Raw genomic sequence first — 21,371 nt, forward strand, 5'->3', positions numbered from 1 at the left:
TCATTGAGCGGGTGTGCGTTCACGCGCGCCGTGCGTCATGCCCTCGGGTCTGCGGCACGGAACAACGCTCGCACCATCTCAGGGAACGGCCTGCGAACAGGCCACCCCCACGGCATATCCACCACAACCACGCCCGATCATTCTGGCGCGCGGTGGATCACACGTGAGCCCGACACGTCACGAATCGCAAGATCCGCGCCGAGTCGGGGGAGACACGACGCTGTCACCGTGCAGCACAATCAAGGAGAGAACGTGCCAACCATTCAGCAGTTGGTTCGCAAGGGCCGCTCGCCGAAGGTCTCGAAGACCAAGGCTCCCGCGCTGAAGTCGAACCCCCAGCAGGCCGGCGTGTGCACCCGCGTGTACACGACGACGCCCAAGAAGCCGAACTCGGCGATGCGCAAGGTCGCCCGTGTGAAGCTGCGCAACGGTACCGAGGTCACCGCCTACATCCCCGGCGAGGGCCACAACCTGCAGGAGCACTCGCTCGTGCTCGTCCGTGGCGGTCGTGTGAAGGACCTCCCCGGTGTCCGTTACAAGATCGTCCGCGGTGCGCTCGACACCCAGGCTGTCAAGAACCGTAAGCAGGCTCGCAGCCGCTACGGCGCGAAGAAGGGCTGAGAACCATGCCTCGTAAGGGTCCCGCCCCGAAGCGTCCCGTCGTCAACGACCCGGTGTACGGCGCTCCCGTCGTCACGCAGCTGGTCAACAAGATCCTGGTCGACGGCAAGAAGTCTCTTGCCGAGTCGATCGTCTACGACGCCCTCAAGGGTGTCGAGGCGAAGAACAGCCAGGATGCCGTCGCCACCCTCAAGAAGGCGCTCGACAACGTTCGCCCCACCCTCGAGGTCAAGAGCCGCCGCGTCGGTGGCTCGACCTACCAGGTTCCGGTCGAGGTCAAGCCGCACCGCGCGAACACCCTCGCGCTGCGCTGGCTCGTGAGCTACGCCAAGGGTCGTCGTGAGAAGACGATGACCGAGCGTCTGCAGAACGAGATCCTCGACGCCTCGAACGGCCTCGGTGCCGCGGTCAAGCGCCGCGAGGACACCCACAAGATGGCCGAGTCGAACCGCGCCTTCGCGCACTACCGCTGGTAACACCCGCGGAGGGTCCGTGACCGAACCCCGGTCACGGACCCCCCGATGGGCCCGGCATCAACCTCCCAACAGGTAAGGAAGACACCCGTGGCACAAGACGTGCTCACCGACCTCCACAAGGTCCGCAACATCGGCATCATGGCGCACATCGATGCCGGCAAGACGACGACGACCGAGCGCATCCTGTTCTACACGGGCGTCAACCACAAGATCGGTGAGACGCACGACGGTGCGGCGACCACCGACTGGATGGAGCAGGAGCAGGAGCGTGGCATCACGATCACCTCCGCCGCCGTCACCTGCTTCTGGGAAAAGAACCAGATCAACATCATCGACACCCCCGGTCACGTCGACTTCACGGTCGAGGTCGAGCGTTCGCTCCGCGTGCTCGACGGTGCCGTCGCCGTCTTCGACGGCAAGGAGGGCGTCGAGCCCCAGTCCGAGACGGTGTGGCGTCAGGCCGACAAGTACGACGTCCCCCGCATCTGCTTCGTCAACAAGATGGACAAGCTGGGCGCCGACTTTTACTTCACGGTCGACACGATCGTCAACCGCCTGAAGGCCAAGCCGCTCGTCATCCAGCTCCCCATCGGTGCCGAGAACGACTTCGTCGGCGTCATCGACCTCGTCTACATGCGTGCCCTCGTCTGGCCCGGCGACGCCAAGGGTGATGTCACCATGGGCGCCAAGTACGAGATCCAGGAGATCCCGTCCGACCTCGTCGAGAAGGCGAACGAGTACCGCGAGAAGCTGCTCGAGACCGTCGCCGAGTCCGACGACGCCCTGCTCGAGAAGTACTTCGGCGGCGAAGAGCTCACGCACGACGAGATCAAGGGCGCCATCCGCAAGATGACGATCGCCAGCGAGATCTACCCCGTGCTGTGCGGTTCGGCGTTCAAGAACCGCGGCGTGCAGCCCATGCTCGACGCGGTCGTCGACTACCTCCCCTCGCCCCTGGACGTGCCCGCCATAGAGGCGCACGACCCCAAGGACGAAGAGGTCGTCATCGAGCGCCACGCCGACCGTGACGAGCCCTTCGCGGCCCTCGCGTTCAAGATCGTGACGCACCCCTTCTTCGGTCGTCTGACCTACATCCGCGTGTACTCGGGTCACCTCGACTCCGGTGCCCAGGTGGTCAACGCGACCAAGGGCAAGAAGGAGCGCATCGGCAAGATCTTCCAGATGCACGCCAACAAGGAGATGCCCGTCGACTCGGTGACCGCCGGTCACATCTACGCGGTCATCGGCCTGAAGGACACCACCACCGGCGACACGCTGTGCGACCCGGCGAACCAGGTCGTGCTCGAGTCGATGACGTTCCCCGAGCCGGTCATCGAGGTCGCCATCGAGCCCAAGACCAAGGCCGACCAGGAGAAGCTGGGTGTCGCCATCCAGAAGCTCGCCGAGGAAGACCCGACGTTCCGCGTCGAGCAGAACGCCGAGACCGGCCAGACGGTCATCAAGGGCATGGGCGAGCTGCACCTCGACATCCTCGTGGACCGCATGAAGCGCGAGTTCAAGGTCGAGGCCAACGTCGGAAAGCCGCAGGTCGCGTACCGCGAGACCATCCGCAAGTCGGTCGAGCGTCACGACTACACGCACAAGAAGCAGACCGGTGGTTCGGGTCAGTTCGCGAAGATCCAGTTCGCGCTCGAGCCCCTCGAGGTCACGGCCGAGAAGACCTACGAGTTCGAGAACAAGGTCACCGGTGGTCGTATCCCGCGCGAGTACATCTCGCCGACCGACCAGGGCTTCCAGGACGCCATGAACGTCGGCGTGCTCGCCGGCTACCCCATGGTGGGCGTGAAGGCGATCCTCCTCGACGGCGCCTCGCACGATGTCGACTCGTCGGAAATGGCGTTCAAGATCGCCGGTTCGATGGGCTTCAAGGAGGCCGTCCGCAAGGCGAACCCGACCATCCTCGAGCCCATCATGGCCGTCGAGGTGCGTACTCCCGAGGAGTACATGGGTGACGTCATCGGTGACCTGAACTCCCGTCGTGGACAGATCCAGTCGATGGAGGACGCCGCGGGCGTCAAGGTCGTCCGGGCCAACGTCCCGCTGTCGGAGATGTTCGGCTACATCGGCGACCTGCGCTCGAAGACCTCGGGCCGTGCCGTCTACTCGATGGAGTTCGACAGCTACGCCGACGTCCCGAAGGCCGTTGCCGACGAGATCGTCCAGAAGAACAAGGGCGAGTAACTCCGCTCTCGTGGATGCCGGGACCCCGCGCCCCGGCCGGGTTCCCGGCATCCGCTCAAACTCAATACCGACTCTCTAGTAACCTGAGAACCATCCCCGTAGAGAACCGGTCGCAATCCAGCGCCCGTCACTCTGCATTGAACGTCCTGAGGAGGACCCAGTGGCTAAGGCCAAGTTCGAGCGGACCAAGCCGCACGTGAACATCGGAACGATCGGTCACGTCGACCACGGCAAGACCACGCTCACCGCTGCCATCTCGAAGGTGCTCGCCGACAAGTTCCCGTCGGCCACCAACGTCCAGCGTGACTTCGCGTCGATCGACTCGGCGCCGGAAGAGCGCCAGCGCGGTATCACCATCAACATCTCGCACGTCGAGTACGAGACCCCCAAGCGTCACTACGCTCACGTCGACGCCCCGGGTCACGCCGACTACATCAAGAACATGATCACCGGTGCCGCTCAGATGGACGGCGCGATCCTCGTGGTCGCGGCGACCGACGGCCCGATGGCCCAGACGCGTGAGCACGTGCTGCTCGCCAAGCAGGTCGGCGTCCCCTACCTGCTGGTCGCGCTCAACAAGGCCGACATGGTCGACGACGAGGAGATCCTGGAGCTCGTCGAGCTCGAGGTTCGCGAGCTCCTCTCCTCGCAGGACTTCGATGGCGACAACGCCCCCGTCGTGCGCGTCTCGGGCCTCAAGGCTCTCGAGGGCGACGAGCAGTGGGTCAACTCGATCGTCGAGCTCATGGAGGCCGTCGACGAGTCGATCCCCGACCCGGTGCGTGACAAGGACAAGCCGTTCCTCATGCCCATCGAGGACGTCTTCACCATCACCGGTCGTGGAACGGTCGTCACGGGTCGCGCCGAGCGCGGTACCCTCGCGATCAACTCCGAGGTCGAGATCGTCGGCATCCGCCCGACGCAGAAGACCACGGTCACGGGTATCGAGATGTTCCACAAGCAGCTCGACGAGGCCTGGGCCGGCGAGAACTGTGGTCTGCTCCTGCGCGGCACCAAGCGTGACGACGTCGAGCGCGGCCAGGTCGTCGTCAAGCCCGGTTCGGTCACCCCGCACACCAACTTCGAGGGCACGGCGTACATCCTGTCCAAGGAAGAGGGCGGCCGTCACAACCCGTTCTTCACGAACTACCGCCCGCAGTTCTACTTCCGTACCACGGACGTGACCGGCGTCATCACGCTGCCCGAGGGCACCGAGATGGTCATGCCCGGTGACACCACCGAGATGTCGGTCGAGCTCATCCAGCCGATCGCCATGGAAGAGGGCCTCGGCTACGCGATCCGTGAGGGTGGCCGCACCGTCGGTGCCGGTACCGTCACCAAGATCCTCAAGTAAGTCCCCTTCGGACTGACCGGCAAGGGCCGGGCCTTCGGGCCCGGCCCTTCGTCGTTCGTCCCGGGGTCTGCGTCGGGGGACAGAATCCGACCTCATCCGGTCACCGACCGACCTGGCGGCTGAGGGGCGCCTCTGCCGGTCGCCATCATCGCGGGAGTGCCGTCGAACGGACGGTGGGATCCAGGATGTGGGGACGCAGATGTCGGAAGAAAAGCTTGGTGCCGGGGTGTCGGAGCGGGCCGGTCGCGGCATCGATCGTCGCACGGTGCTGCGCGGGGCGGCGTGGTCGGTTCCGGTGGTGACGCTCGCGGTCGCCGCCCCGAGTGCGGCGGCATCCGTCAACAACGCCGATCTGCAGCTGACGGGACTGGATGCCAACCTGCTCAGCATCCAGGTTCTGGACTCGCCGACCGTGGCCACGGCCGCCGTGGCACTGACCGTGCCGACGCAGCTCGCGGTCGTCAACGGAGCCGGCGCGCTGACGGGGTCGGCGACGGTCAGCATCCGGGTGGGACGGCCGTCGGGGATCGCCCTGACACTCGGGCGCGCGCGCGGCTTCGGCGTCCACCGTTTCGACGGCGCGACGACCACGTCAGGCCAGCGCACCACGGTCTACGAGACCAACGCCCTCGGCAGCCAGATCGGGTTCCCGGTCACGACCTTCACCACCACGACGAACCTCAACGTGGCTTCCGGTCAGACGCTGAACATCCCGCTGGTGTGGGGTCTGGCCGGTTCTCGGTCCGGGGTCGCGGTGAACGCTCTCGCGACGTTCCCGGTGACGGCCACCGTCACCGTGGGTGGGCGGACCCTGTCCGCGGCCAGCAGCATCATCGTGCCGCTGAACGCCGGCGTGCTGTAACGGAGGCAGGACCGCCGCGCAACGGTGTGGCGTCGATCGCGTCGGTCGCGTCCGATTGCGATCGACGTACCTCACGAACCCTGGTCGGAGTTCGCGAGGAGGCCGGGAAGCCGGTCGGGTGTCGACTGCGTTCGGTGGGTCCGGGTCGTCCGAGGGGGGCGGCGAGGACCCACCGAACGTCTCTTCACGACCGGGGTCGTGCTGTGCGCGGCAACCCGGGAGAGCATTAGATGACCCCCTCGGGCCACGCATCGTGGCGCTTCTCACGAGGGGGCAGCTATGGGGAGTCAGGCCCACGCTCGACATGCGCAGACACCGCGTAGACGAGCCTCGGCACCGCCGTTGCGGGCGCTTCTTCACGCTGGTCTGCAGACGTCGGGCCGTCCGCACCCGGTGACGGCCATCGCGGCGGGCCGGGCCTCGGTGACCCTTCATGCCATCGACGATGGCGATGAGTGGGAATGGGATCCCGACGAGCGCACCGGCTATTTCGGCGTGGTCTTCCCCGTCGACGACGCGCGCGGCTCGATCCCCTGTGACGACTCCGCGGAGCAGGACCCGCGGGCCCCCATCCTGCTGCGCCCGTGCGGAGGGGGCGCCCGGTTGCGCTGGACCCGCGGGGGCGCGGCGACGGTCTGGCTTCCTACTACCACGATCGGCGAACTCGGGGTCGACCTGTCGCTCGTGCAGGACCGCCCGGCGCTGACGACGGCGGCGCTGGCAGCCCGGTCCTATGTGACGACCGTCGCCACCACGCGGCCGGGGCTCGGCGTCGTGGAAGAGCTGGTGATGGAACGGGCGCTCATCGACATGACCGCGGGAGTCTTCTTCGCGTCCGGCGAGCGCCACGTCGTCGCCGACAACCGGGTGTCGACGTTCACACGCGCGCGACTGCTGTTCGAGTCCCGCTTCAGCGACGCGGCGTTCGGTGTGCGGGGGGCCGCCGAGGAGCTGCACCTCTCGGAGCGCCACCTGGAGCGTCTTTTTCGTTCGCAGGGGATGTCGCCCTCGAGCTACCTGCGCTCCCTTCGCACGGACTACGCGCAGGTCCTTCTGGCATCCCGACACGAGACGGGCATGACGATGCGGACGATCGCCGATCTGAGCGGGTTCGGCTCCGTTCGCAGTCTGCGTCGCGCGCTGTCCGCCTGGGCGGACGACGAACGCGCGACCGCATGAGGGCGGACGACGCGGGCGGCCGGGTCGCACGCTTCGGCGGATGCGGAGGACGAAGCGGCCGCCGGTAGAGTCGCTGGGGTGAAGCCGCTCTCTCGTGTCCTGGGCACACTCGCGCTCGTGTCGGCGATCGTCGCGGTGAGCGTCCCCGCCGTGGGGGCCGTCCTGCTGCTCCGGGCGGATTCCCCGACGGTGATCGATCGGGCGGCTCTGCTCGGGCTCGGCACTGCGGCGGTGGGGTTCGTGCTCGCTGTCGTCGGCTACCTCACCGGTCGACGCGTCGGTGCGACGGCGATGCCCGTGATCGGAGGCCTCAGCGCGCTGATGGTCGCCGTCGGCTTCGCGATCGCGCCCCTGTTCGTGTGAGGCGCCCGCCCGTGCTCGCACGGGTCGGGGCCTCAGAAGTCGCTCAGACGATCTGACCTAGGATTCAGCACATGGGTGACAACCTCCGCCGGGATGCCAGGAATCGTGCGCCGCGTGATGAGACCGCGGACACGGCATCCTCGAGGTCCGGGGACGGCCGCGCTGTGCGCCGGGGCCGCGTGTGGCCGTGGGTCCTCGGGGGTGTGCTCGGTGTGGTCGGTGGGGCCGCCGCGGTGGCGGGGATCCTCGGCGCCACGCTCGCGGCTCAGGCCGTGGAGGTGCGCGACGACCTTCTCGCCGCCCGTGCCACGCTCGGCGACCTCCCCGGGCTCGTCGAGGCGAAGGATGAGGCGGGTCTGCAGGCGGCGGCGAACGACGTCAGCGCCCGCGCGGCCCGCGCGGCCGCGACGGTCCAGAGCCCCCTCTGGGAGAGGGCTGCCGAGGTCCCGGTCGTCGGAGCCAACATCGACGCCGTGTCCCGTGTCACGCGCGCCGTGGACATTCTCGTCCGTGACGCGTTGCCCCCGGGGATGCAGCTGATCACCGACCTCGACATCAAGAAGCTCGCGCTCGAGGGCGGCGGCTTCGACCTGGCGCCCTTCCGACAGGCGCAGGCGTCGATCCCGGTGGTGTCGCAGGCTTTCACCGCCGCGAAGGCCGAGACCGATGGCATCCAGTCCGATCAGTTGATGGAGGCCGTGGCGGGGCCGGTCAGCGAGATCCGCGACGTGATCGATCGGACGGCGCCCACTCTCGACGTCGTCAACCGTTACCTGCCCACCCTCCTCGGCATGGCCGGCGGCGAGGGGAGCAAGACCTATCTCATCGTCTTCCAGAACAATGCGGAGATCCGCGCGACCGGCGGTAACCCGGCCGCGAGCATCATCATGAGGGTCGATCAGGGCAAGTTCGAGCTGCTCGACCAGGCGAGCTCGGCCACGTTCTACGAGGAGGGCACGGCGGGGGAGCAGTTCAGCGACATCCCCGCGGAGACCCTCGCGCTGTACCCCTCAACGTTTGCGCGGTATTCGCAGGACTACACGATGACGCCGAACTTCCCCACGACGGTTCAGCTCTTCCAGGATGTGTGGCAGCGCACCAACGGCGAGCGTTTCGACGGCGTCATCTCGATCGACCCCGTCGTCCTGTCGCACATGCTCGCCGTTGCCGGCCCGGTGGATGTGGCGGGGGAGCAGATCTCGAGCGAGAACGCCGTGCAGCTGCTGCTCAGCGACTCGTACGAGCGCTTCCCGTCGGGAACGGATTCGGACCGGTTCTTCTCCGAGGTCTCGCGCGCGGTGTTCGCTCACCTCACGGCGGGGAAGTGGGATCCCGCCGAGATGCTGGACGCCCTGACGCAGTCGGCGGACGAACAGCGGCTCTTCCTGTCGTTCACGGACGAGGCCGCCCAGGGGCTCGCCACCGAGCTCGGGCTGGACGGCGAGCTGCGTGCCGACAACACCACGGCGACGCAGGTGGGCACGTACCTCAACGACTACTCCGTCGGGAAGCTGGAATACCACCTGGCGCAATCCGTCGCCGCGACGTGCGACGCGGCGGCGCGGACGATCACGACGACGACGACGCTGACCAACTCGATTCCCGACGACATCCGCAGCAATTACACCCTCGGCGCGCGCAACGGGAACTTCGGTCTGCCGCGGACGTCGATGATGCTGGATGTCCTGTTCTTCGCTCCCCCGGGCGGTCAGATCATCGCGACCGATCCGGCTCAGAGCGAGGAGGGGGGCTTCGACCGCTCCGGCTCGCAGAACGGCAATACGGCGGTCAGCCGCCTGGCGGTGGTCGCACAGGGCGAGACCCGAACGCTCTCGTCGACCGTGCAGCTTCCCGAGGGTCCCCTGGGCCCGCTGCAGCTGCGTCACACCCCGACGGCCTCGGATACGCCTGTGACCATCGACCCGTCGTGCGACGCTCTGTTCGCGGCGGCCGGCTGACGCGTACCTCTCGGGGGTGGGGGGTCAGTCCCCGTCGGCGGACACGCGGGCGCGGTCGATGGGCCAGATCGTGGCGACGACCTTGCCGATGACGTCCGACCGGGAGACGAAACGCGCGCAGCTCGGCGACGGTGAGGCGACCCCTCGACAGGCGACGACCGAATCGGCGGAGTTCGCCCGGTTGTCGCCTAAGACGAGATAGCTGTCGTCGGGAACCACCACGGGTCCGAAACACCGAGCGGATGCCGGCGTCGTCGAGCAATCATTCACACCCGGGGTGAAGGGGAGGTCGTTCACGACGTACTCCTCGGTGAGGACCACTCCATCCACCTCGACCTGACCCTGATCGGAGCAGCACCGGACCGTGGACCCGGGTCCACCGATGATCCGCTTGACGAGAGCGTCCTGGTTGCTCGGTCCGAAGCCGACGATGTCGCCCACCCACCCGATCGCGGTGCGAAGCGCCCCGCGATCCGGACGGGGGCCCCACGTGTCGGGACGGGCGAAAACCGCCACGTCCCCCTGGCCGGGCGCCGATGCCGTGTAAGCGATACGGCTCGCGACGATCCGGTCCCCGGTCTCGAGCGTCGGCGCCATCGACTCGGACGGAACCTGGAACGCCTTGATGACGAACCCTTGAACAAGGGCGAGCACGACGATGGCCAGCGCGAGATGCGTCAGCGGCGATCGGCGGACGCGCTGCCAGCGGGTCCGACGGGCTGCCTCGGCGGCGGGAGCGCTCATCGCGTCGAGAGGAGCCCGTGGGCGCGGAGTTCGTCGATGGTCTGCTCGATCAGTGCGCGGGCGGACGCGTGTGCCGGGGTGCCGAACGCCGCGACCGCGGCATCCGTGATCTCCGTGACCGTGGCGCCTTCTCGGTACTTCACCCAGACCAGGCATCCGCGCTCGTCGAGGGCGGTGACCGTACCGTCCTGCAGGATGCAGGCGCGCCCGTCGACGAGGATCGCGTCGTCGACGGGCGACACCTCCCACGGACCGGCCGGGGACGCCGGCGGCGCAGCCGACCAGGACTGCGCCGCCGGAGCCGGCGCGGCGAACATCTCGGTGATCAGATCGGGGAGGTCGGTGGCATCCCGATAAATGAGACGGGTGACCGCTCCGAGGCGGTCGACGATGCGCGCGACGTACTGCAACGGATTCGGCAGCTCGGGGAGGTAGCTGATCTGGGGTGTCATCTCGCAGATCGCGTCGATGAGGTCGACGTGTTGCGCGCCCGGGCTGGTGGTCGCGGGGTCGCGGTCGAGAAGAGTGATCCCGGAGAGGTGCAGCGGGGCGTCGGGGAGGGGGAGGAGTCCGAGGTCGCTCGGCGCGATCTGCTGCTTCACCGATTTGCCCTCGACGATCACGGAGAGGGGCTTCCGGTACGGCCACACGGTGAGGTTCGCATCGACGGCGACGCTCTCGTCGCTCACGTATCCGAATCTTCGCCCCGCGTGCCGGGATGCCGTGGTCTTCCCGCGTCCGGAGGGACCGACCATGGCGAGCACGCGCCCGTCGGGTGCGGCGACACCGGCGGCGTGGAGGAGCAGGCGCGTGCCGCGCAGCGCGTCGAGCGCCTCCAGCGTCACCCGGGTCGACAGATCCGAGAGGCCCTGCTCGAGGTCGCGGAACATCTCGGCGGGAAGCTCGAGCCGTCGCGACGCGGTCTCCGCGGAGGTGTCGCAATCCCGCCACGCGTGCGTGATCGCCGTGAGCACCTGGTCGGGCGTCGAGGCCTCGACGTCGGCGTCGATCGCGACGCCGAGTGCTTCGATGGCAATGTCCGACCTGCGGAGCACGGCCTCTTCCTTCATGGCCATCGGTCTCCTCACGTCGTTCTCCCACGGCGGTCCCGAAGGCGCGATCATCCTATCCGTGCGTTTCGGCGTCGCTGTCATGGCCCCACCAGCCCCGACATGGGTCGCCGACGGGCGGAGTACGCCCGGGGCGGGTCGCCCGGTGCCGGGCGGCGTACGCGGGTCGTGCGGGGTCTCGTCGCATCTAGGACACGCCTGCGTAACCAGAACGGACATTGTCGTCCCTAGAGTCTCGCCCACCGGGGGAAAGGGGGAGCCATGGCGTCAGGAAGTGTCTCCAATCGAGGGTGGCTCACGAAACACGTGACCAACCCCACGTCGAGACGGAACATACGACCGGATATCCAAGGTCTCCGGATGGTGGCCGTCGTGGCGGTGGTCTTGGACCATTCGCTGCACTGGCCGAGCGGCGGCTTCGTCGGCGTCGACGTCTTCTTCGTGATCTCCGGGTTCCTCATCACGGGAATCCTGCTGCGCGAGCACGAGAAGACCGGACACATCTCTTTCGTGGGCTTCTACAAACGGCGCATCCGGCGAATCGTTCCCGCCGCCACCGTCGTCCTCGTCGCGACCGTCGTCGCCGCCTATTTCATCTTCAACAAGGCGCGCTTCGCTCAAACGGGATGGGACGCATTCTGGGCGTTCTTCTTCGGGGCGAACTGGCGGTTCGCCATCGCGGGAACGGACTATTTCCAGGCGACGGGCCCCGTCTCGCCGTTGCAGCATTTCTGGTCGCTCTCCGTCGAGGAACAGTTCTATTTCGTCTGGCCGTGGGTCATGCTCGGGGTCTTGGCACTCGCCGCGCTTCGTGGTGACATCGTTCGCCGCCGCACCGTCACCGGCATCGTGATGGTGGTCTTCGTCGCTGTCTCGCTGTGGTGGGCTTTCGTCCAGTCGACGGGGGATCCCACGATCGCGTACTTCTCGACCCTTACGCGCGCCTGGGAACTCGGCGTCGGTGCCCTGGTGGCGATCGCCGCCCCGTGGTGGGCTGCGATCCCTCGCGCGATGCGCCCGATCCTCGGATGGATGGGTCTGCTCGCGATCCTCGCCTCCTACGTCGTGATCGACGACACGTCGCCGTTCCCTGCCCCGTGGGCTTTGCTGCCCGTGCTCGCGACGGCGCTCGTGATCGTGGCGGGAACGGGCGGCGAGCAGCGGTTCCTCTTTCCGCTCACTAATCCTCTGAGCTTCTACATCGGTAACATCTCGTATTCGCTGTACCTATGGCACTTCCCGGTGATCATTTTCATCGGCGTGTTGATTCCCGACGAGGGGACCGCGCTCCTGGTGTCGCTTACTCTCGCCGTGCTGCTGTCCGTCGCCTCCTACCACCTGATCGAGACGCCGGTGCAGAACTCGCCCTGGCTTGCCCCCCGTGATCCGGAGCTCTCGCCTCGGGCGCGTCGCCGAGTGGCGAAGCACGCGTGGGACCAGTGGTGGGAGGACCATCGACCCCGTTACGCGTACGGTCTGCTCGCAGGGTCCGCCGCGGCGCTGATCCTCGTGGTGATGTCGACCAACGTTCCGGCGCGCACATCCGTCGCAGCGGATCGCCCCACCGTCGTTCCCACGACGTCTGCGTCACCGACCCCCGGAGTCACGACGGTGCCGCTGTCCGCGGCTCAGTCGGACATCCAGGGACAGATCATCACGTCACTCAACGCCACGACGTGGCCGGAGCTCGATCCTTCGATGGACTCGGTGATCGGGGGTCCACAGACACCGTCCGACGTAGCCGCCTGCGGGCAGGTCGAATCGCTCCCCATCGAGCAATGCACCTGGGGGGACGAGGGTGCGGGCACCTCGGTCATGCTGGTCGGCGACTCCGTCTCCCTGGCCTACACGGAGGCATTCCGAAAGCTGAGCGGTGAGGCGGGGTGGACGATCTCGACGCGTGGGATGTTCGGGTGCCCATTCGTCGACATCGCGATCAGCAACGCCAAACAGGAGATCGTTGATGCGTGCGGCACGCATAATCTCGACACCATCTCGATGATCAAGGAGAGAAAGCCGACCTACGTCGTGGTGACGGCGACCTACGAGGTCCGGGTCACGGACGACTCCGATGAGAAGATCGAGCCGGGGCGCTGGAAGGACGGCCTTCTCCGCTACCTCGATCAGATCAAGGACGATACCAAGATCGTCTTGCTCGCCCCGCCACCGTCGTCTGTCAACGTGCAGGACTGCTACACGCCGCAGAGCGAGCCCAGCGCGTGCGTGAGCGACATCACCGACCAGTACGAGAGCACCGCGAAGGTGGAGGCCGCAGCGGCGGAGTCGATCAACGGTGTCTACGTCGACGTCGCCGATCTGTTCTGCTACGACGGTGCGTGCCCATCCTTCATCGGTACGACGCCGGTCAAGCTCGACCTGGTCCACATCACCGAGGCGTACGCGGGAAAGGTCGCACCTGCTCTGCTGGACACCCTCCGTGCCGACGGTGTCACGTGACATGATCGCGTTGCAGGCACTCGCCCAAGAATTCAGGGGTCGGAATGACCGGGATGACACCGGAGTGAGGCGGCCGTCACGAGCCGCATTTCCTGCCCCCTGTATCATCGGCCACGAATCCCAAGCCGGAAGGGCCTGAACTTCATGCCGGACACCGAAGTGCAGCTCTCGGTCCTGATCGTCTCGTACAACAGCGCTCACCTGCTCGCGGAATGCATCGAGCCTCTTCGCGCCGTCGCCGGCCGTGAAGTGGAGGTCATCGTGGTGGACAACGCTTCGGCCGATGACCCGCGTTCTGCGCTCGAGGCCACGGGTATTCCGCACATCTTCCTGGAATCAGGGCGCAACGGCGGTTTCGCCTTCGCCGTGAACATCGCCGCGAAGGCCGCCAGCGGTCGTTACCTGGTGCTGCTGAATCCCGATGTCTCGTTCGGTTCGGACGTCCTTCCGCACCTGCTGCGTCGGATGGAGATGGATCCCGAGATCGCAGCGATCGCGCCGTTGCTGCTGACCGAGGGCGTGCAGACGGCGAACGGTGGACGTCTTCCGACTGCGACCGCGATGTTCGCCCATGCGTCCGGCCTGGCCCGATTCCTGGGGGCCAGGAAGACGGCGATCGGGCACTACGCGTACGCCGCCCCGTCATCGGGAGACGTCGCCGTGGAGTGGCTCTCGGGTGGGTTCCTCGTCATCCGGCGGTCAGCAGCGGCATCCGATCGGCTGCTGTCCGAGCGGTGGTTCATGTACGCGGAAGACATCGACCTCTCGGTGTACCTCGCGCGCAGCGGTCGCCTCATCCTGGACACGGACGTGTCGGCGTACCACGCGATCGGCGGAAGCTCGGGCGGCGACGAGAAGCCGCGGACGATGTGGGTGGCCGCGATCCAGGATTTCCACCGCGAGGTCCTGTCGCGTACCGCGATCGCCCGTGCAGCCTGGAACGCGGCGTTCGCCCTCGGCTTCGCTGCGAGGGCGCTGGTGTTCCTGGCCACACGCGACGGCAGAAGGGCTCGCGTGATGTCCGTCTACGCCCGCGCGGGCCTCGCACCGCGCGCCGCTGATCTCGCCCGGATAGACCGATCCATCAGCCCGCTGTCGGCTCGCTGAGGCCCCGTTCGGGTCCGTTCGCGCCACGAGGTCGGCCGACGCCACCGTGCGGCGGGGTCGCACGACCGCCGGAGCGCGAGCGGACCAGAAGCCGCACCGCGGCGGGGATGCCGCCGGACAGGCGGGCCATTCGGACGCGCAGTCGCTGGCCGACGGTGGCCGTGGGACGCGTGGCATCCATCTCCAGGTCGTTGCGCGACGGCCAGAGCGCACGCGCGATGATCTGCACTCGGCGCACGCCCCTCGCCTGCCGGTAGGCGTCCAGCCAGACCCACACGGGAGTGTCCTTCGCCGACAGGCGGAGATGCCACGCTCGCAAGGCGTTCGGGTCGACCGGGGCGTGGAGCTCGCGACTCGGGGGAAGGCCCAACGGCCCGAGGTAGCCGTCGGCCGACAGCGTCGCCCCCGTCGCGGCGGCCACATCCGAGAGTCGTTGACGTTCGTCCTCCGCGAGGGTCACCTCCTCCAGAAGGTGGGCCAGTTCCCTCTGGTGCCGACTTCCGTCGGACGCCCCACGAAGACCGTGCAGCGCCATGATGAGCGCGTTCGCGGGGCGATCGCAAGTCCAGCACTCGACGTGCGCGAACGTGAGGGCGACTCGATCGGCCCAGAGGCGCTCAAAGACGATTCCGGGATCGGCGAGGAATCCGGGGTACCGCCGATGGACGTCGATATCGCACGGCCACTCCTCGTGCACGAAGGTGATCGAGTGGTCGTCGTAGAAGTCGCCGGCGTAGGCCGACGGGCGTGGCATCCATCCGCTTTCCCGGAGGAGCGCGCAGATGTCGTCGAAATCGTCCGGGCACGCGAGGATGTCGACGTCGCTGGAGATCCGGTCCGGCCGGAGACCCTGCTGCGCCAGTGCCGGACCCTTGATGAAGAGGCCACGAAGACCGGACGCCTCGAGCTGCGTGCCGCACCAGGCGTGCACGAGGACGATGGCGGCAGCCAGGGGAAGATGCGTGCGGGGTGTCGTGTCGCCCACCGCGTCCGGCGTTTCCGTCGAACTCCCGCCCGGGGCGGGGTCTGCGCGCCTGTCGCTGTGCACTATCTCCCCTTCTTCGATTCATCTACAGAATCACCCGTCGAGGACGACGGGGAGAACGCCGCAAAAACCGAAGAGGGGTGTGTTCCGATTTCATAGGCGGGAGAACCCGCTCCGCCCTGCGCTGGACACGATCTGGTAATGAACTGCCGATACTGTGATTCTGGCACGTCGGGAGATCAGACCGGGAGCGAGTGATCAGGGTGAATTCTGTAGCGATCATTGGGACTCGGGGGTATCCGAGCTACTACGGCGGTTTCGAGACAGCTGTCCGGAAGATCGCTCCCCACCTCGTCGACGAAGGGTGGGACGTCACCGTCTACGGTCGCGTCGGGGCAACGCGCGATTCCGATCCCGAGCGCGACCTCCGCGTTCGATCGGTGATGACGCACGGGGTCGAGACGAAGTCGGTCAGCACGCTGTCGTACGGGCTGACGGCCACCTTGCACGCCCTGATCCACAAGCCCGATGTCGCGCTCGTGATGAACGTCGCGAACGGCTACTTCCTCCCGCTCCTGCGCGCGCGAGGAGTGCGGACCATTGTGAACGTCGACGGGATCGAGTGGGACCGCGCGAAGTGGGGCCGCCTCGCCAAAGCCGTCTTCAAGGGCGGTGCCCGTGCCACGGCGCGCTTCGCCGACGAGCTGATCTGCGACTCCGAGGCGATCTCCGCGCGGTGGTGGCGTTCGTCGTCGGGAACGTCTACGACGGCTGGACCCTCTCGAGCACCGGAACACTCAGTGGCGGCCGCAAGACTCTCACGTTCACGCACCCGGCTCTGACGATCCCGACCGGATCGACGTCCACGTCGACCTCCTTCAGCACGGTCGTCTACATGGCGCTCGCCTCCGGTCAGCCGGGTGCTCCGATTCCCGGCGCGAGCAACACCTCGGGCCGCTTCCGCATCGGCGCGAGCTCCATCGTCGGAGGCCAGTACGCCGCCGACTCGTTCTTCCCCGCTCTGGAGGACTGAGCTCGGGTCGGCCGTGGAAGGGGTGGTCCGAGCGCGTGCGCGGTCGGGCCACCCCTTCTGGCATGTCAGCCGTGAAGACCCACGCGTCGCCCGTTCGTCACCGCAGCCGTCGCCACGACGATCCGACCCACATCAGCGAGAGCTGGTCGCCGGAGCCGAGAGCGACGGACGTATCCGGCGTGAGCGTGACCCCGTAGGCCGATCCGCTGCGAACCGTCAGAGTCGCGCCCCTGTCCGCACGGGCGACGAGGATCAGAAGGCGCTGGCCGAGCCGGCGGCCCTTCTCCAGCTTGCCCAGCTGCCGCGAGATGCCGTCGCTGAGCGTCGCAAGCAGCAGGAGGCTTTCGTCGGGTGCCCGCGTGGCTGCGCGGAGCGAACCGGTCAGGGCCGCGTTGGTGAATGTCGTCGATGCGGAGGATGACAGAGAGGCCTGGGAGTCGTCGTTGCGCGTCCAGGTGCTCCACCCGAAGGTGCACCTCGGTGAGGCGCCGAGATTTCCGGGCATGACCGGAAACGGCGTCTCCATCTCGACGAGGGCGTCGATGTCCGTGGTGGCGTCGGTCTCGAACGGTCCGACCGCGCACTGCGACGCGTAGAAGTCGCTCGCGCGCACTCGCATCCCGCGGATGTAGATCCGCGAGCCCGGCGACGGGGCGTCCACGGTGGAACGCAGGATGCGGTTGCGGTTGTTCTCGACCCGGGTGACGCCCTCGAAATCGATGGCTCCGTCGACCAGGTCCAGCTGGCTGTTCGTGTTCTGGATGAAGGCGAACTCCGGGAGGTCGGCAGCCGTGACGTCGTAATCGCTGATGCGGACGCGTGCGTTGGTGATGCGCCCGAGCCGCCGCGCTCCGCGCGCGTGCAGGCCCTTGATCGTCAGGGTCCGCTCCGTGTCCTGGACGCCGCGCTGGTCGTGCGCGCTCTCGCGGATCGAACACTGCACCACGGTGCTGCTGTCCTGGCACCGGAAGTCATCGACGGTGATGTGACGGGTGTCGCCGGTCCCCGAGCCGCCCGAGGTCTCGGTGAACACCTGCAACGCGATCGATCCGCCGATGACGGTGCAGTTGGTGATGCGGTGTCCGCTGCCGCGGATGCTGAAGCCACTGCTGGTGGTGACCTGGGCGAGGCAGTTGTCGAAGTGCACGCCGTAGGACTCCTGGTGGGTGTCGAACGCCCCGACCGAGGCGGCGATCACCTGCATCCCCATCACTCGCGGAAACAGCGTCCTCCCGTAGAACGAGGGGTACGGGCCGTTGGCGGCGACCTCCGTCGACTTGTCGCTGTACCCGTGGCGCACGTACCGCGCGACCCCACCGATGATGAGGCCGCCGTTGCTGGCGACATCGTGGATGCCATATCCGAAGATCCCCGCCGATGGATTGTCGATCGCGTGGCCGATCTCGGCGTTCTCGATGTGGTAGCCCGCGCAGGAACGCATCTGGATCGCGATGCCCACGGCGCGGATGACGCGGACGTTGATCAAACGGGGGGCACGCATGGAGTCGCACCGCAGGACGCACTCCGGTGGCGTGGTGTTCGCGTAGGCGGAGTCGCTGACGTCGAACGACAGTCCGTCGATGGTCACCGTCTTGTCGTCGAGCTTGGCCAGGCGCACGTTGGAGGTGTAGTTCTCGAACGGCCACCCGTTCAGGCGCACGGTCGTGCCGGACACCGAGTGGATGCGCATGTACTCGCCGATGCGCGGAACCGTGGCGGATCCTCCGGTTCGACGGCTGCCCGGGATCACATCGTCGGCGTAGATCTTGACGATGTCGCCGCTGAGCCAGCCGCTCGGGGCGGATCTGAGCGTCACCTGCGTGCCCCCGGTGACCTGACCGTTCTCGTTGATCTCGATGCGGCTCGGAGCGGATGCCGCGGTGATCGCCGCGGTGTGCGATCCGTAGGCGCGGAGCACGATGCCGGTGTGCCCGTCACGGACCAGGACGGCTTGACGGTGGGGTGCGGAGATCGTGATGTTGGCCGGTACCTGCAGAGGGGCGCCGAGACGATAGCGCCCCGGCGGGACGAAAAGCGTGCCGCCGGGGGCGACGGCATCCAGGGCGGCCTGGAACGCACCCGCGCACTCGGCGGCGCCGGTGGGATCGAGCCCGGGGAACCGGGCAGGGGACGCGACCGTGACGGCGGTGCGGAATTCATCGTTTGCGACGGCTCCGACATCTCCCGCGCCCAGGATGACCTCGCCCGTCTTGCCGTTGACGGACACCACCGGATCGGCCGCATGGGCCGGTCCGGGACGCGCCGTGGCGCCGGCGATGCCGGCGAAGACGCCGACCGTGCCCAGCCCGAGAAGGGTTCGGCGTCCGGGGAGAGGAGAATTGTGATCGTCGGTCATGTGCCCCACTGCCTTCGATGTTTTCTCGCGCGAATTGCGCGTTATTTCGATCTTCTCGAAATCGCCTTTCTAGCAAAAGCTCGCAAAGTGTCCAGGTCTCTGCGCACGCGGGGAATGAAAGCCCACGCGAGTCCGTACCAGACGAGTGCGACCACGAGCCCCAGGGCAAGGGGCAGGGGGGCGGGCAGACCCTCTGTCACGCGGGCGACCACGTGAGCGGCGAGCGCACCCGGGGCGGCGAAGGCCAGCAGCGCGCGGACGACGTCCACGAACATCGGGCGGACATCCAGCGACGCCACGCGGCCGACCCAGAGAAGGGATGCCGCCCAGTACAGCGCGTAGGCGACCGAGAACATCAGCGCCACGCCTTGAGCGCCCCAGGGCAGCCCGGTGAGCATCACGCCGATGAGCAGGGGTTGGGATACGACGAAATACCGCAGCTGCTGCGCGGCATATCCCTGGGACATGTAGATCCAGAAGCAGATCTGCACGAGCGAGCGGAATACGCCGCCGATGGCGAGGAGGCTCACCAAGGTGCCCGCCTGCGACCACTCGGGTCCGAGGACGAAGAAGACGATCTGCGGGCCGAGGGCCGCGAGAAGCGAGAAGATCGCCCCCGTCACATACAGCGCGACGAGCTGAGCCTGTCGCACGTACGCGGCGAGCCTTTCGGTCTCACCCTTCAATTTCGAGAGAACGGGTACCGCCACGCGCGAGAGCGGCGTGTTGATCTGATTGATCGGGAGAACCATCAGCTGATATGCGCGGTCGTACGATCCGAGCGCGGTCGGGCCCCACGCGCGGCCGATCGCGATGCTGTCGACGTTGCGCGTGGCGTAGCCGAGCACCTGTGTCGCCGCGAGGCTCACGCCGAATCTCAACAGCGTGGACATGTCCTCCCCACGGCGGGGGAGTCCGGGGAACCATCGCGCGAGCATGACGGCGAGGATCAGCCCGAAGACCGCGGTCCCGACCTGTTGCGCCACGAGCGCCCACAGTCCGAAGCCCGAAGCGGCCAGAACGATCGCCAGGGCCGTGGACAGCAGGTAGGGGCCGACATCGGTGACGGAGAGCGCGACGAAACGCAGGCCGCGGTTGATGTGGACGCGGAACTGCGTGGACGCGCCCCCGAGGAGGAAGGTGACGGACATCACCTGAACGACCGGAACGAGGTCGGGTTCGCCGTAGAACGCCGCGATCGGGTAGGCCATCGCGAAGACAGCCGCCGTCAGGATGCACCCGATCCCGAAGTTGATCCACCACAGGTTCGACTGCTGGCCGCGCGTGAGGTCACGTGCCTGCAGTGCCGCCATCGACAAGCCGAAGTCGCGGAAGATCTCGGCGACGCCGATGATCGAGGTCACCATCGCCATGAGGCCGAAGGAGGCGGGGTCGATCAGACGTGCCAGCACGACCAGAGAGCTGAACATGATGACGAGGCGGACCGCCTGGAAACCCAGGGTCACGGCGCCGCCACGCGCCGCGCTCGAGGAGAGCGTCGTCATGAGGCCGCCGGCATCCGCGTGCTCGTCATCATGAGAGCAGCTGCGCCATGTCGGAGGAGAGCGCGGTGAGTCGCGTCCGAGCCTCCGCGCACCGGGCCGCGGGATCCATCTCGAGCGCCGCCCGCAACGCCTGCACCGCGTGCTCCGCGTCTCGATACTCCGCGACGCCGGCGCACCCGCCGTCGAGGCCAGCGACCGCGAGCGTGCGACGGACCTTCTCGGGCGACCCGCCGGTGAACCCGAGCGGGACGGCCCCCTCGGTGGCTCCGATGGCGAGTGCGTGGAGCCGATCGCTGACGACTGCCCGGCTGCCGGCGAACAGCTCGCGCATCTCGCGCTCGCGGTCGGCGTGATCGCCGGAGTCCCAGGTCGACACCGGGACCCCGCCCAGCTCGGAGGCGACGTGTCGCGCGCGCTCGTTGTCACGGACGACCTGCGAAGCGACGACGACCTCGAGGTTCTCTGCCTCAACGAGACCTCGGACGGCGGAGTACCAGAGGGGTGCCGGCTCGTCGCGGTCGCCGCGCATGCTCACGACGAGGCGAGTGCGCTCTCCCGACGGACGCGCATCCGCGTCCTGCCCCAGGGAGAAGGCCCAGTCGGGCTCGACGCGCCCGACTCCGGTGATGTCGGCCGAGACCTGGTCACGCCAGGTGACCAGAGAGCAGGTGCGCAGCCCGAGGCGTACGCGGGCCGTGCGGCGCTCGGCCGCGGCCCGGACGCCGATACCCGTATGGAGGACACTGCCGCCGCGCGCGCGGGCCCACGCGAGGCGCGCCACGAGCTTCGCCCCCATGTAGGAATGCGCTTTCTCGATCCGCGCCTCGCCGGCATTGAAGACGAAATGGGTGCGCACCGATGACAGGACGGACCGGTCGAACGCCGAGAACCAGGCCGCGGAGGATTCGTACACGGTGTCGTCCGCGTGCAGACCCAGCGCGCTCCGATAGGAGGCGGAATTCCGTCCGGTCAGGACGTGCAGTCGAGCACCCGAGGAGCGCACCGCGTTGATGAGGCCACGGCGGAGGACGGAATCACCGAGGTTATCTTCCTGGCCCGTGACGGCGACGAAGACGTTCGGCATTGAACGATCGTATCG

The 21,371-nt window shown here is 67.5% G+C and carries 18 protein-coding genes; 12 read left to right on the plus strand and 6 right to left on the minus strand.

The annotated features are described in order from the left end of the window. Window positions 1-252: 252 nt before the first annotated feature. The 8 genes from rpsL (at window position 253) to D8Y23_RS17205 (ending at window position 9,015) form a co-directional block, all read left to right on the plus strand. Window positions 253-621, plus strand: a complete 369-nt coding sequence (rpsL, locus tag D8Y23_RS08095) for a 30S ribosomal protein S12 (protein ID WP_013584051.1) — start codon at window positions 253-255, stop codon at window positions 619-621. A 5-nt stretch (window positions 622-626) separates the two neighbouring features. Beyond that, complete coding sequence (gene rpsG / locus D8Y23_RS08100; protein ID WP_128217648.1) at window positions 627-1,097, plus strand: 30S ribosomal protein S7; 471 nt, start codon at window positions 627-629, stop codon at window positions 1,095-1,097. An 87-nt stretch (window positions 1,098-1,184) separates the two neighbouring features. Then, window positions 1,185-3,299: an elongation factor G gene (fusA, locus tag D8Y23_RS08105; RefSeq protein WP_128217649.1), complete on the plus strand. Its 2,115-nt coding sequence runs from the start codon at window positions 1,185-1,187 to the stop codon at window positions 3,297-3,299. Window positions 3,300-3,459: 160 nt separating this feature from the next. Next, on the plus strand, window positions 3,460-4,653 hold the full coding sequence (gene tuf, locus D8Y23_RS08110; RefSeq protein ID WP_077050668.1) for an elongation factor Tu: 1,194 nt from the start codon (window positions 3,460-3,462) through the stop codon (window positions 4,651-4,653). 199 nt (window positions 4,654-4,852) lie between these two features. After that, a complete protein-coding gene (locus tag D8Y23_RS08115) occupies window positions 4,853-5,515 on the plus strand; it encodes a hypothetical protein (RefSeq protein WP_128217650.1) in 663 nt (220 codons plus the stop codon). Window positions 5,516-5,908: 393 nt separating this feature from the next. Further along, window positions 5,909-6,694: a helix-turn-helix domain-containing protein gene (locus D8Y23_RS08120; protein ID WP_128217651.1), complete on the plus strand. Its 786-nt coding sequence runs from the start codon at window positions 5,909-5,911 to the stop codon at window positions 6,692-6,694. 78 nt (window positions 6,695-6,772) lie between these two features. Then, the gene (locus D8Y23_RS08125; RefSeq protein ID WP_128217652.1) at window positions 6,773-7,057 is read left to right on the plus strand and encodes a hypothetical protein; all 285 of its coding nucleotides are present in this window, start codon (window positions 6,773-6,775) and stop codon (window positions 7,055-7,057) included. Window positions 7,058-7,128: 71 nt separating this feature from the next. Next, a complete protein-coding gene (locus D8Y23_RS17205; protein ID WP_128217653.1) occupies window positions 7,129-9,015 on the plus strand; it encodes a DUF4012 domain-containing protein in 1,887 nt (628 codons plus the stop codon). Window positions 9,016-9,039: 24 nt separating this feature from the next. Here the strand turns inward: D8Y23_RS17205 and lepB are convergent, their stop codons facing one another. Then, entirely contained in the window at window positions 9,040-9,759 is a 720-nt protein-coding gene (lepB, locus tag D8Y23_RS08135) for a signal peptidase I (RefSeq protein ID WP_164878169.1), read from the minus strand. Beyond that, window positions 9,756-10,835 carry a hypothetical protein gene (locus D8Y23_RS16755; protein WP_164878170.1) on the minus strand — a complete coding sequence of 360 codons (1,080 nt, stop codon included), beginning with the start codon at window positions 10,833-10,835 and terminating at the stop codon, window positions 9,756-9,758. The genes lepB and D8Y23_RS16755 overlap by 4 nt, the downstream gene beginning before the upstream one ends. A 255-nt stretch (window positions 10,836-11,090) precedes the next feature. On the opposite strand from D8Y23_RS16755, the gene D8Y23_RS08140 reads away from it, so the two are divergent. Continuing rightward, complete coding sequence (locus D8Y23_RS08140) at window positions 11,091-13,286, plus strand: acyltransferase family protein (protein ID WP_128217655.1); 2,196 nt, start codon at window positions 11,091-11,093, stop codon at window positions 13,284-13,286. A 144-nt stretch (window positions 13,287-13,430) separates the two neighbouring features. After that, window positions 13,431-14,393, plus strand: a complete 963-nt coding sequence (locus D8Y23_RS08145; RefSeq protein WP_128217656.1) for a glycosyltransferase family 2 protein — start codon at window positions 13,431-13,433, stop codon at window positions 14,391-14,393. On the opposite strand, the gene D8Y23_RS08150 is transcribed toward D8Y23_RS08145, so the two are convergent. Then, window positions 14,371-15,378 (minus strand): nucleotidyltransferase family protein, encoded by a 1,008-nt coding sequence (locus tag D8Y23_RS08150; RefSeq protein WP_164878172.1) that lies wholly within the window; start codon window positions 15,376-15,378, stop codon window positions 14,371-14,373. The two genes, D8Y23_RS08145 and D8Y23_RS08150, sit on opposite strands and share 23 nt — an antisense overlap. Window positions 15,379-15,641: 263 nt before the next feature. Between D8Y23_RS08150 and D8Y23_RS08155 the strand changes: the two genes are divergently transcribed. Together D8Y23_RS08155 and D8Y23_RS16760 are read left to right on the plus strand one after the other, a co-directional pair. Beyond that, window positions 15,642-16,220, plus strand: a complete 579-nt coding sequence (locus tag D8Y23_RS08155) for a DUF1972 domain-containing protein (RefSeq protein WP_240663831.1) — start codon at window positions 15,642-15,644, stop codon at window positions 16,218-16,220. Between the two features lie 53 nt (window positions 16,221-16,273). Next, the gene (locus tag D8Y23_RS16760) at window positions 16,274-16,411 is read left to right on the plus strand and encodes a hypothetical protein (protein WP_164878173.1); all 138 of its coding nucleotides are present in this window, start codon (window positions 16,274-16,276) and stop codon (window positions 16,409-16,411) included. 97 nt (window positions 16,412-16,508) lie between these two features. On the opposite strand, the gene D8Y23_RS08160 is transcribed toward D8Y23_RS16760, so the two are convergent. From D8Y23_RS08160 to D8Y23_RS08170, 3 genes are read right to left on the minus strand one after another with little or no spacing between them, the layout of a single operon-like run. Continuing rightward, entirely contained in the window at window positions 16,509-18,767 is a 2,259-nt protein-coding gene (locus D8Y23_RS08160; RefSeq protein WP_128217658.1) for a hypothetical protein, read from the minus strand. Window positions 18,768-18,808: 41 nt separating this feature from the next. Next, on the minus strand, window positions 18,809-20,272 hold the full coding sequence (locus D8Y23_RS08165) for a lipopolysaccharide biosynthesis protein (protein WP_128217659.1): 1,464 nt from the start codon (window positions 20,270-20,272) through the stop codon (window positions 18,809-18,811). Between the two features lie 28 nt (window positions 20,273-20,300). After that, the gene (locus D8Y23_RS08170; RefSeq protein ID WP_128217660.1) at window positions 20,301-21,356 is read right to left on the minus strand and encodes a polysaccharide pyruvyl transferase family protein; all 1,056 of its coding nucleotides are present in this window, start codon (window positions 21,354-21,356) and stop codon (window positions 20,301-20,303) included. Between the last annotated feature and the right edge of the window lie 15 nt (window positions 21,357-21,371).

The sequence above is a fragment of the Microbacterium enclense genome (assembly GCF_004022425.1).
Classification (GTDB): domain Bacteria; phylum Actinomycetota; class Actinomycetes; order Actinomycetales; family Microbacteriaceae; genus Microbacterium; species Microbacterium enclense_A.